The 12,311-nt window shown below is 67.4% G+C and carries 11 protein-coding genes; 10 read left to right on the top strand and 1 reads right to left on the bottom strand.

Annotated features, from left to right (window positions below):
- Nucleotides 1-80 precede the first annotated feature (80 nt).
- From urtE to G3574_RS08715, 10 genes are all read left to right on the top strand, one after another.
- Complete coding sequence (gene urtE / locus G3574_RS08670; protein WP_163962072.1) at nt 81-779, top strand: urea ABC transporter ATP-binding subunit UrtE; 699 nt, start codon at nt 81-83, stop codon at nt 777-779.
- 7 nt (nt 780-786) lie between these two features.
- A complete protein-coding gene (locus tag G3574_RS08675) occupies nt 787-1,635 on the top strand; it encodes an urease accessory protein UreD (RefSeq protein WP_163962074.1) in 849 nt (282 codons plus the stop codon).
- A 23-nt stretch (nt 1,636-1,658) separates the two neighbouring features.
- The gene (locus G3574_RS08680) at nt 1,659-1,961 is read left to right on the top strand and encodes an urease subunit gamma (RefSeq protein WP_163962076.1); all 303 of its coding nucleotides are present in this window, start codon (nt 1,659-1,661) and stop codon (nt 1,959-1,961) included.
- 11 nt (nt 1,962-1,972) lie between these two features.
- Nucleotides 1,973-2,281: an urease subunit beta gene (locus G3574_RS08685; RefSeq protein ID WP_163962078.1), complete on the top strand. Its 309-nt coding sequence runs from the start codon at nt 1,973-1,975 to the stop codon at nt 2,279-2,281.
- Complete coding sequence (gene ureC, locus G3574_RS08690) at nt 2,278-3,978, top strand: urease subunit alpha (protein WP_163962080.1); 1,701 nt, start codon at nt 2,278-2,280, stop codon at nt 3,976-3,978. Before G3574_RS08685 ends, ureC begins: the two co-directional genes overlap by 4 nt.
- An 18-nt stretch (nt 3,979-3,996) precedes the next feature.
- Nucleotides 3,997-4,512 carry an urease accessory protein UreE gene (gene ureE / locus G3574_RS08695; protein WP_163962082.1) on the top strand — a complete coding sequence of 172 codons (516 nt, stop codon included), beginning with the start codon at nt 3,997-3,999 and terminating at the stop codon, nt 4,510-4,512.
- A 1-nt stretch (nt 4,513) separates the two neighbouring features.
- A complete protein-coding gene (locus G3574_RS08700; protein WP_163962084.1) occupies nt 4,514-5,203 on the top strand; it encodes an urease accessory protein UreF in 690 nt (229 codons plus the stop codon).
- 14 nt (nt 5,204-5,217) lie between these two features.
- On the top strand, nt 5,218-5,844 hold the full coding sequence (gene ureG, locus G3574_RS08705; protein WP_205609715.1) for an urease accessory protein UreG: 627 nt from the start codon (nt 5,218-5,220) through the stop codon (nt 5,842-5,844).
- Nucleotides 5,845-5,987: 143 nt separating this feature from the next.
- Nucleotides 5,988-6,839, top strand: a complete 852-nt coding sequence (locus tag G3574_RS08710; RefSeq protein ID WP_163962086.1) for a universal stress protein — start codon at nt 5,988-5,990, stop codon at nt 6,837-6,839.
- A gap of 135 nt (nt 6,840-6,974) precedes the next feature.
- Nucleotides 6,975-9,650, top strand: a complete 2,676-nt coding sequence (locus tag G3574_RS08715; RefSeq protein ID WP_163962088.1) for a bifunctional acetate--CoA ligase family protein/GNAT family N-acetyltransferase — start codon at nt 6,975-6,977, stop codon at nt 9,648-9,650.
- A gap of 41 nt (nt 9,651-9,691) precedes the next feature.
- On the opposite strand, the gene G3574_RS08720 is transcribed toward G3574_RS08715, so the two are convergent.
- Nucleotides 9,692-12,229, bottom strand: coding sequence for a cation-translocating P-type ATPase (locus G3574_RS08720; RefSeq protein WP_163962090.1), 2,538 nt, complete (start codon nt 12,227-12,229; stop codon nt 9,692-9,694).
- Nucleotides 12,230-12,311 lie beyond the last annotated feature (82 nt).

Below are 12,311 nucleotides of genomic sequence, written 5' to 3' on the forward strand. Positions count from 1 at the left end.
CATTCCCGCGAAGGCGGGAATGAGAGGAAGAAGCAGGAATGACGGCAACTACAGCGGCAACAGCCCAAAGGAATGAACACATGCTCCAAGTCGAAGCCTTGAACCAATACTACGGCTCCTCCCACACCCTGCGCGGCGTGTCGCTGACACTAAAGAAAGGCGAATGCCTCGCCCTGCTGGGCCGCAACGGCGTAGGCAAGACCACCCTCCTCAAATGCCTGATGGGCGTGCTTCCCACCGCGGGCGGCAGCGTCAAGCTCGACGGCAGGGACGTCACGCGCCTCAAGCCGCATGAGCGCGCCGGACTCGGCATCGCCTACGTACCCCAGGGCCGCGAGATCTTCGCGCGCCTGACCGTCGAGGAAAACCTGATGATGGGCATGGCGGTCAAGCCAGGCCGCCAGGCAACGGGCATCCGCGGGGAAATCTACGAGCTGTTCCCGGTGCTCAAGGACATGCTGCACCGGCGCGGCGGCGACCTGTCCGGCGGACAGCAGCAGCAGCTGGCGATCGCGCGGGCGCTGCTCGCCGATCCGCGCCTGATCATCCTCGACGAGCCGACCGAAGGCATCCAGCCGTCAATCATCAAGGACATCGGCCGCGTCATCCGCCTGCTGCGCGAACGCGGCGACATGGCCATCCTGCTGTGCGAGCAATACTTCGATTTCGCCCACGAACTTGCCGACAAGTTCATCGTGATGTCGCGCGGCGAAGTGGTCGCCTCCGGCGCGCAGGCGGACATGAACAACGAACACGTGAAGCGGCACTTGGCGGTATAGTCGAGCCATGAAACGATTCGACGATTCGCCGCATGCTCCGGCGAAACAGCATTGGCATGCCCGGCTTTCGCTCGGCATCGCGCGCGCCGGAGATGCGAGCCGCCTGATGGAACGCAACCACCAGGGGCCGCTGCGCGTTCAGAAGCCGCTTTATCCGGAAGGGAACGCGGTATGCCATACCATCATCGTGCATCCGCCCGGCGGCGTGGTCGGCGGCGACCAGCTTGCCATCAATGCCGTCATTGCCGAAGGCGCGCATGCCCTGCTGGCCACGCCGGGGGCAGGCAAGTGGTACAAGTCGAACGGGCATGAGTCGCGCCAGCAGGTGACGCTCGAGGTCGGCCGCGGCGCGACGCTGGAATGGCTGCCGCAGGAAACCATCTTCTTCGACCGGGCGCGCGTTCAGCTCGAGCATGCCGTCACGCTCGCGGAAGACGCCGCGTATATCGGCATGGAAATCCTTTGCTTCGGCCGCAGCGCTTCCGGCGAAACCTTCGGCGAAGGCCGCGTGACGCAAGCCACCAGCATCCGCCGCGGCGGCAAGCTGGTCTGGTTCGAGCAGGGCGCGATCGATGCCGCCACGCCCGCCATGCGCAGCCCGCTCGGCCTTGCCGGCAACACGGTATGCGCAACCCTGATCGCCGCCGGCAAGCCGTTGGCGCCCGCGCTCGTCGCCGCGCTGCGCGCGCTGGCGCCCGGGGAGATCGGCGTGACGCAGATGAAAACCCTTGTCGTGGTGCGCCACCTCGGAAACAGCAGCCAGAGCGCGCGCCGGCTGATGCTGGAAGCCTGGCGCCTGCTGCGGCCGGCGATCGCGGGCCGCGAGGCCGTGGTGCCGCGCATCTGGAATACCTGATTGATCAACACCGGAGGACAGCCATGGAGCTGACGCCAAGAGAAAAAGACAAACTCCTGATCTTCACCGCCGCCCTGCTGGCCGAGCGCCGCAAGGCGCGCGGACTCAAGCTGAACTACCCCGAAGCCGTAGCGCTGATCTCTGCCGCCATCATGGAAGGCGCGCGCGACGGCAAGAGCGTGGCCGAACTCATGTCCGAGGGAACGAAGGTGCTCAGCCGCGACGATGTCATGGATGGCATCGCGGACATGATTCCCGAAATCCAGGTGGAAGCCACCTTCCCCGACGGCACCAAGCTGGTCACCGTCCATCACCCGATCCCCTGACGAGGAGCGCCATGATTCCAGGAGAAATGCTGATCGAGCCCGGCGAGATCGAACTCAACGCCGGCCGCGCCACCGCCACGGTGACGGTCGCCAACAGCGGCGACCGCCCGATCCAGGTCGGGTCCCACTTCCATTTCTACGAGGTCAATCCGGCATTGCGCTTCGAGCGCGAGACGGCCTACGGCATGCGGCTCAACATCGCCGCCGGCACGGCGGTACGCTTCGAGCCGGGCCAGGAGCGCACCGTGGAACTCGTCGCGCTGGCCGGCGACCGCCGCGTGTACGGCTTCAACGGCAAGGTCATGGGGAGGCTGAAATGAGCACGATTTCCCGGCAGGCCTATGCGGAAATGTTCGGCCCGACCACCGGCGACCGCGTGCGCCTGGCCGACACCGAACTGCTGATCGAAGTGGAAAAGGATTACACCACCTACGGCGAGGAAGTGAAGTTCGGCGGCGGCAAGGTCATCCGCGATGGCATGGGCCAGTCCCAGCGGCCGCATCGCGAAGTCATGGACACTGTGATCACCAACGCGCTGATCGTCGACCACTGGGGCATCGTCAAGGCCGACATCGGCATCAAGAACGGCCTGATCGCCGGTATCGGCAAGGCGGGCAATCCCGACATCCAGCCGAACGTCACGATGGCGATCGGCGGCGCGACCGAGATCATCGCGGGCGAAGGCATGATCGTCACCGCCGGCGGCATCGATTCGCACATCCACTTCATCTGCCCGCAGCAGATCGAGGAAGCCTTGATGTCGGGCGTGACCACGATGCTCGGCGGCGGCACCGGCCCGGCGGTCGGCACGGCGGCGACCACCTGCACGCCGGGGCCATGGCATCTCCATTCCATGCTGTCGGCGGCCGAAGCGTTTCCCATGAACCTCGGTTTCCTCGGCAAGGGCAACGTGTCGCTGCCGCTGCCGCTCGAGGAACAGATCCGCGCCGGCGCCATCGGCCTCAAGCTGCACGAGGACTGGGGCACCACGCCGGCGGCCATCGACAACTGCCTCGCGGTCGCGGACCGCATGGACATCCAGGTGGCGATCCACACCGACACGCTGAACGAAGGCGGCTTCCTCGAACATACCCTGGCGGCGTTCAAGGACCGCACCATCCATACCTTCCACACCGAGGGCGCGGGCGGCGGCCATGCGCCGGACATCATCGCCGCGGTGGGCGAAGCGAACGTGCTGCCCTCGTCCACCAATCCGACGCGTCCCTACACCGTCAACACGCTCGACGAACATCTCGACATGCTGATGGTCTGCCACCACCTCGATCCTGCCATTGCGGAAGACATTGCCTTCGCGGAATCGCGCATCCGGCGCGAAACCATCGCCGCGGAAGACATCCTGCATGACATCGGCGCGATTTCCATGATGTCCTCCGACTCGCAGGCGATGGGCCGGGTGGGCGAGGTCATCCTGCGCACCTGGCAGACGGCGCACAAGATGAAGACGCAGCGCGGCGCGCTGGGCGAGGATTCGAGCCGCAACGACAATTTCCGGGTCAAGCGCTACATCGCCAAATACACCATCAATCCCGCCATCACGCACGGCATCTCGCACGTGGTCGGCTCGCTGGAACCGGGAAAGATCGCCGACATCGTGCTCTGGAAACCCGCCTTCTTCGGCGTCAAGCCGTCGATGATCCTCAAGAGCGGCATGATCGCCGCGGCGCAGATGGGCGATCCGAATGCCTCCATCCCCACGCCGCAGCCGGTGCATTACCGCATGATGTTCGGCGCCTACGGCGGCGGCCTGAAGACTTCCTTCACCTTCGTGTCGCAGGCCGCCTATGACGCCGGCATCGGCGATGCCCTCAAGCTGGGCAAGACCCTGATCCCGGTAAGGAACACCCGCAAGGTGCGCAAGACCGACATGATCCACAACGGCGCCACGCCGAAGATGGAGGTCGATACCGAAACCTACGAGGTGCGCGCGGATGGCGAGCTGCTGGTCTGCGAACCGGCCAAGGTCCTGCCGATGGCGCAGCGTTATTTCCTGTTCTGACGAGGTGACCGCTTTCCCATGCTGACATTGCATACGAAGATCGAACGCGCCGAGCGCGTGGATGGAGAACTGGTATTGCCCTTCGAGCTGCGCGAGAAAAGCCGGCTGCGCGCCGAGCTCGACTCCGGCGAAGAGGTGGCGGTATTCACGGTACGCGGCACGGTGCTGCGCGACGGCGACCTGCTGAAGGGCGACGACGGCCGCGTGGTGCGGATACGCGCGGCGAAGGAGGCGACCTACCGGGTGACCTGCCCGTCGGCGAAGGACCTCCTGCGCTGCGCCTTCCACCTCGGCAACCGGCATACCCAGGCGCAAGTCGGCGGGGAAGCGGCGGCGCCCTTCCTGCGGATCCGCCGCGACCCGGTGCTCAAGGAAATGCTGGAAGGGCTCGGCGCCGCCGTGGTGGAGGAGCAGGCGCCCTTCGAGCCGGAGTCCGGCGCCTATGGCGGCGGCCACCAGCACGGGCATGACCATCATCCCCTGGCCCCTATCCCGGTGCGGCAAAAGATCCACCGCCCGTCCGACCGGGACTGAGATGCAGGCAGCCGCGCTCTTCCACCTGCTCCAGCTCGCAAGCCCATCGTTGCCGATCGGCGCCTACAGCTATTCCCAGGGCCTTGAGGCGGCGCTCGAGAAAGGCATCGTGCGCGACGAAGCCGGCGCGCGGGAATGGATCGCGGATGCCTTGCATCATGTCGTTGCCCGCTTCGAGGCGCCGGTGCTGTGGCGCCTCATGCAAGCCTTTGCGGCAGGCGACGCGGACGCGGTGGCGGCATGGACCGAGCGCTTCATCGCCGCGCGCGACACGGCCGAGTTCCGCGCTGAAACCATACAGATGGGCTTCTCGCTGGGCAAGCTTGCCGTCGAGCTCAAGCTGGGCGGCGAGGAGGCGCTGGCGATGCGCAACCTGCTGCAATCCCTGCCGGAGGTGCCCCTGCCCACGGCGTTCGCGTTTGCCGCCGTGGCGCTCGCGGTGCCGCCGGAAGCGGCCCTGCACGGCATGCTGTTTTCCTGGGCGGAGAACCAGGTGCTGGTCTGCGTGAAATCCGTGCCGCTCGGCCAGGTTGCCGGCCAGCGGCTGCTGCTGTCGCTGCGCCCGGACCTGGAAACGGCTGGCGCAATGGCGATGCGGCTCGAAGACCGCGAATTATCCAACTGGTCGCCTGGCCTGTCCCTGCTGTCGATGCAGCACGAGGACCAGTACAGCCGGCTCTACCGATCATAACCACGACCCTGAACATGACGACATCCAATCCCCTGCGAGTAGGCATCGGCGGCCCGGTGGGCTCCGGCAAGACGGCGCTATGCGAAATGCTGTGCAAGGCCATGCGCGAACGCTACGACATGGCGGTCATCACCAACGACATCTACACCAAGGAAGACATGGAGATCCTGCTGCGGGCCGACGCCCTGCCGGCGGAGCGCCTGATGGGCGTGGAAACCGGCGGCTGCCCGCACACCGCCATCCGCGAGGATGCTTCCATCAACCTCGAGGCCATCGCCCGCATGAGCGCTGACTTCCCTGACCTCGACCTGATCCTGGTGGAATCGGGCGGCGACAATCTCGCCGCCACCTTCAGCCCGGAGCTTTCGGACCTGACGATCTACGTCATCGACGTGGCGGGCGGCGAAAAAATTCCGCGCAAGGGCGGGCCGGGCATCACGCGTTCCGACCTGCTCATCATCAACAAGACCGACCTCGCGCCCTACGTCGGGGCCAACCTCGACATCATGGCAAGCGATGCGGAGCGCATGCGCGGCGACAAGCCTTTCGTGTTCACCAACCTGCGCAAGGGGGACGGCGTGGACAAGGTGGTGGATTTCATCCGCCGCCAGGGCCTGCTGGATGAAGTCCGGAAAGCATGAGCCAGGGGCCGAGTCCGGCGAATTTTGACTCAGATCAAGGAAATACCTCCCCCGGTCCCTAAGCTGGTCGCAAGGGCGTCATAGCGCGTTTCCTGACACGCCGCCGACGCCCGCCGACCCGCTCCACCGCCAAGGAGGCTGCCATGACCTACAAGACCGTGCTCGTCCACGTGGATCCCTCACCCCATGCCAGCTGCCGCATGCGCCTCGCGGCGGACATCGCGGCAAGGCATGGCGCCCACCTCGTCGGCGCGGCGATGACGGGCATTTCCCGCTTCGCCTACCCGGTGGCGGCAGCGGGCCACGCCGATCCCTACCTCGTCGAGACCCTCGCCCATCTCGATCGCCTCGCGCGCTCCCGGGCGGAGCAGGCGCTCGACGCCTTCCGGGCGATCGCCGACACCTTCCAGCCCCTGTCCTACGAAGCCACGCTGTTCAGCGACGAGCCTTCCGGCGGCATGAGCCTGCGGGCGCGCTACAGCGACCTGGCCGTGATCTCGCAGTTCGATCCGGACGATGCCGACCGCATGACGCTCGCGGATTTCCCCGAGTCCGTCATGCTCGAATCCGGCGCCCCGGTGCTGATCGTTCCCTTCGCCGGGGACATCACCTCCGCCGGCCGCCGGCCGCTGGTGGCCTGGGACGGCGGCGCCAACGCCTCCCGCGCGGTGCGCGGCGCGCTGCCCCTGCTGCAATCGGCGGAACGCACCGATGTGGTGGTCATCAACTCCGACAAGGATCCGGGCCTGCATGGAGACCAGCCGGGCGACGACATTGCCCTGTTCCTTGCCAGGCACGGCGTCAAGGCCGAGGTGCTGCGCGAAGAATCGCCGATCGACGTCGCGAACTGCCTGCTCTCGCTCGCCATGGACCGCGGCAATGACATGATCGTCATGGGCGGCTACGGCCATGCGCGGCTAAAGGAAATCATGCTGGGCGGCACGACGCGGACGATTTTCCAGTCGATGACGGTGCCGGTGCTGATGGCGCATTGAGACGGTGTACCGAAGTTCCTGGCTGGCCAGGTTGCCTTGGAAGTCTCTGTCATTCCCGCGAAGGCGGGAATGACAGAGGAAGCCCAGCCACACGCTCTACCTGACTAGCGACGCATCATTTCCCCTTTACCCTCCATGACGGTTCGACATCTCCAATACCTATTTCATCCTAGCTCGATCGCCGTCATCGGCGCCACGGACCGCCCCCGCAGCGTCGGCGCCACCGTGCTGGGCAACGTCATCCAGGGCGGCTTCGCCGGGCCCATCCTGCCGGTGAACCCGAAACACCGCGAGCTGTGCGGCCTGCCCGCCTATCCCGACGTCGCCTCCCTGCCCATCGTTCCCGACCTCGCCGTGATCTGCACGCCCGCGGCCACCGTGCCGCAACTGATCGACGAACTCGGCGCGAAGGGAACGCGGGCGGCGATCGTCCTGACGGCGGGGCTATCCGGCGAAAGGGACCGGTCCGGCCGCACGATCAAGGACCGCATGCTCGCCGCCGCGCAGCCTTACCTGCTGCGCATCCTCGGCCCGAACTGCGTCGGCATGCTCTCGCCTTCCATCGGCCTCAATGCCAGCTTCGCCCATGTCAGCGCCTTGCCGGGACGGATCGCCTTCGTCTCGCAGTCAGGCGCGATGGTGACCGGCGTGCTGGACTGGGCGCGGGCGCGCGGCATCGGGTTTTCCCGCTTCATCTCGCTGGGAGATGGCGCGGACGTCGACTTCGGCGACATCATCGATTACCTCGCAACCGATCCGGAAACGCATGCCATCCTGCTGTACGTGGAAGGCGTCACCGCGGCGCGGAAATTCATGTCGGCCTCCCGCGCAGCCGCGCGCGGCAAGCCTACCCTGGTGATCAAGGCGGGGCGCGTGGCCGAGGGCGCGAAAGCCGCCACCTCGCACACCGGCGCGCTGGCGGGATCGGACGAGGTCTACGATGCCGCGATCCGGCGCGCCGGCATGCTGCGCGTGAACTCCACCGAGGAATTGTTCGACGCCGTGGAAACCCTCGCGAGATTGCGGCCCCTGCATGGCGAGCGCCTCGCCATCATGACCAACGGCGGCGGTCCGGGCGTCATGGCGACCGATACGCTGATCGCCTCGGGCGGCAAGCTGGCAACGTTGTCGGCGGACACCATGGCGGCGCTGGACGCGGCCCTGCCGGCCAACTGGTCGCGGGGCAACCCGGTCGACATCATCGGCGATGCGCCGCCCGAGCGTTACGCCGAGACGCTGCGCATCCTGCTGGCGGACCGCGGCATCGACGCGGTGCTGTTCCTGCATGCGCCCACCGCCATCGTGCCCAGCGAAGAGATCGCCGCCGCCCTGGAAACGATGGTCAGGGAGGCGCGTTGCAACATCCTGTCCTGCTGGCTCGGCGGCGACGCCGTGGCGCAGGCACGCAAGACCTTCGCCGCCGCCGGCGCGCCGACCTACGACACGCCCGAGAAGGCCATCGACGGCTTCATGCAGATGGTGCGCTACCAGCGCAACCAGAAGCTGCTGATGGAAGTGCCGGCGGCTTCGTCCGCGCCCGTGCGGGAAGACAGGGCGTCGGCGCGCGCGGTCATCGACGGCGCGCTGCGCGAAGGACGCTCCATGCTGTCGGAATGGGAATCGAAACAGGTGCTGTCGGCCTATGGCATCCCGGTGGTCGAGACGCGCACCGTGGAAACCCCGGCGGAAGCGGCGCGCACCGCGACGGACATCGGCTTTCCGGTGGCGCTGAAGATCCTGTCGCCCGACATCTCGCACAAGTCGGACGTCGGCGGCGTGGTGCTCGACCTCGACAGCGCCGACGCGGTGCGCGATGCCGCGGAAAAGATGCGCGCCCGCCTGCAGGCGTCCTTCCCCGGCGCGCGGCTTGCCGGCTTTACCGTGCAGGCCATGGCGCGGCGGCCGGAGGGCCGGGAAATCATCATCGGCGTGGCGACGGACGCGGTGTTCGGACCAGTCATCCTGTTCGGCCAGGGCGGCATCGCGGTGGAGGTCAGCGCCGACCGCGCCATCGCCCTGCCGCCGCTGAACCGGGTGCTCGCCGGCGAACTGATATCGCGCACCCGCGTCTCGCGCCTGCTTGGCGCCTACCGCAACCGGCGCGCGGCGGACGTGGAAGCGATCTGCAAGACCTTGATGCAGGTGTCGGACATGGTGGTCGACCTGCCACAGTTGCAGGAACTCGACATCAATCCCCTGTTCGCGGACGCGGACGGGGTAGTTGCGCTCGATGCCCGCATCCGGGTCGCGCCGGCCGCGCCCGCTTCCCTGGATCGCCTGGCCATCCGTCCCTATCCGGCCGAATTGGAACGATGGATTCAATGGCAGGGCGAGGACGTCCTGCTGCGCCCGATCCGTCCCGAGGATGGCACTGCGCACGTGGCATTCTTCAATGCCCTCGACCCGGAGGACGTCAGGCTGCGCATGTTCATCCGCCTGCGCGAGTTGCAGCCCGCACAGATCGCCCGCTTCACCCAGATCGACTACGACCGCGAGATGGCGTTCATCGCGACGCGCCGCACGCCGGCCGGACGATGGGAAACGCTGGGCGTCGCGCGCGTGGTTGCCGATCCGGATAACGTTTCCGCGGAGTTCGCGGTCACCGTGCGCTCGGACCTGAAGGGACACGGCCTCGGGCAGGTGCTCATGACCAGGCTGATCGACTATTGCCGCGAGCGCGGCACCCGGCGCATCGTCGGCGAAGCCCTCAATGAAAACGCCCGCGTGCTGGGCATGGCGAGAAGGCTGGGCTTCGTCATTGCGCCATCGCCGGAAGACGGCACGACCTCGATGCGGCTCGACCTGTCCTGACGCCGGCGCGGGTTGCTTGCTGCGGTCCGCTTCAATGCGCTTCAGCCAGTTACCGACCTGGCGCCCTTTTCGACGAGGCGGAACAGCAGGTAGGTGGAGGCGCCGAGCGCCAGCGCGGCGGCCGCTTCGCGCAAGGACAGCGGCGCGAAGGCGAAGGAGGACGACACCGCCGGCACGTAGAGGACCGCCATCAGCATGATCGCTGCCGCTGCCGCCACCACGACCGGCGCGAGATTTGCTTCCTCCGTGCCGCGCCGTGACAGCGGCCGGCGCGCGAGATTGGCGAAGATCAGCGACACGTTGGCCACTACCAGCACCGCGAATGCCGCGCCGCGCGCAGCGGCCTCCGGCATCTCCGCCAGGGCCCAGGCATAGCTGGCCAGGACCACCAGCAGGGCGGCGCTTCCTTGCAGCAGGGCGGTGCCGACGGTCCGCGCCCCGAGCAGCAGGTCGTTCGGCTTGCGTGGCGGCCGCCGCATGATGTCCTCGGCCTCGCCTTCGCTCTCGAACGCGATCGCGCAGGCGGGGTCGATGATCAGTTCGAGGAACGCGATGTGCAGGGGCAGCAGCAGCATCGGCCAGCCCAGCCAGAGCGGCAGCAAGGCCATGCCGGCGATCGCCACGTGCACGGCAATGACGAAGCGCATGGCGCGGCGCATGTTGTCGAAGATGCGGCGGCCCAAGCGGATGCCCTGCACGATGGAGGCGAAGTTGTCATCGAGCAGCACAATGGCCGAGGCTTCGCGGGCGACGTCGGTGCCGCGGCCGCCCATCGCGATGCCGACGTCGGCCGCCTTCAGGGCGAGCGCATCGTTGATCCCGTCCCCCGTCATGGCGACCGTCTCGCCGGCTTTCTTGAGCGCTTGCACGATGCGCAGTTTCTGGCGCGGCAGAATGCGCGCGAATACCAGGTTGCCCAGCGCGGGATCGAGCCGCCGCGCCAGCGCCTCGTCGTCCATGGCATCGATGTCGTCGCCGCTCGTCACGCCCTTGCTGTCGATGCCGGCCAGGCGCGCGTTCGCCAGCGCGGTCGCGGGAAAATCGCCCGTGATCAGCACGATGCGGATGCCCGCCCTGCCGCACTCCGCGACGGCGGCGGGGATTTCCGGCCGCAGGGGATCGGCAAGCGCCAGCAGGCCGAGATACTGCAGCGCGAATCCATCCTGCCGTTCCGGGAGCGCGTCGTCCTGCCATGTGCCTGCCGCGACCGCGAGCACCCGTAGCCCATCCGACGCTAGCGCGCCGACCTGCTCCAGGATGGCGTCCCGGCGCGCGCCGGTGATGCCGCACATCGACAGGATGGATTCCGGCGCGCCCTTGGCCGACACGGTCATTCCCCCATCGCTGGATTGCCAGACATGCGTGGTGGCGCGCAAGTCAGACGACAGCGGATATTCCCTGACGCGGCGGCCGGGTTCCGTGCCATTCTCCAATGCGTCCCCCGACCCGTCCACCTCGCCGGCAAGCTGCAGGATGGCGATCTCCATCGGATCGACGGGGCGGGACTTGCACGCCGCCCGCGCCGCCAGGGCGATCTCCCGGCGTGCCGGGTCGCCGCCATGCAAACCATGCAGACCCTGCGAGCCTTGCGCACCGGCCTCCGGTTCCACGCGGACCACCTTCATGCGGTTTTCCGTCAACGTGCCCGTCTTGTCGGTGCACAGGACGGAGACGGCGCCGAGCGACTCGATGGCGGACAGCCTCCGGGTGAGCACCTGCCGCCGGGCAAGCCGCCACGCACCGATGGCCGGAAACACCGCGAGGATGACGGCAAATTCTTCCGGCAGCAGCGACATGGCGGTGGCAATGCCGGCCAGCAGCGCCTGCACCAGATCGCCCCGGGTCAGGAAATGCGCCAGCGCCACCAGCAGGCTGAGCAGCACGGCCGCCACCGCCGTCAGGCGAACGAAGCGACTGGTCTGCCGCTGCAAGGCCGAGCGCGCGGGCGTGAGGTCTTTCAGCGATTGTCCGATCTGGCCGATCTCGCTCTTGGTGCCGGTCGCCAGGACCTGCGCCAGGCCGTCGCCCGCGGTCACCAGCGTGCCCGACCAGATCCTTGCTTCTCCCCTGCCTTCCTGCGCATCCGCGTCGCCGGCCTGCTTGCGCACGGGCTGGGCTTCGCCTGTCAGCAGCGATTCATCCACCTCGAGGTTGCTCGCCTCCAGCAGCACGCCGTCGGCCACGATGCGCGCGCCTTCGCTCAATACCAGCACGTCGCCCGCGACCACTTCCGATGCCGGGATGCTGACGACCTCGCCACCGCGCCTGACCTTCGCCGGCGGGCTTCCCAGCTTGCGCAGCGCGGCCAGCGCCTTCTCCGACCTGCCTTCCTGGTAGAGCGTCAGGCCGACGGTGATGCACACCATGAACAGCAGGATCAGGCCCTCGTGCCAGTCGCCCAGCAGCAGGTAAAGCAGTGCCGCCATGACCAGGAGGATGAACATCGGCTCGCGCACCGCGTCGAGCAGCACCGCGGCGAGATGGCCCTGGTCTTCCGGCAGGGTGTTGGGGCCGGCGGCGGCTAGCCGGCGCGCGGCTTCGGCTGCGGAGAGGCCTTGGTGGTTGGGGGGTTGGGGCATGGGCGTCCTGTTGGTTTTCTCTTCGGTTTTTCTCCGGTGAACCGGTTGCTGTTTCCACTCCGTGGGGATTGCCGGTAGTGGT

This window comes from Noviherbaspirillum galbum (assembly GCF_010974945.1).
GTDB lineage: Bacteria > Pseudomonadota > Gammaproteobacteria > Burkholderiales > Burkholderiaceae_D > Noviherbaspirillum > Noviherbaspirillum galbum.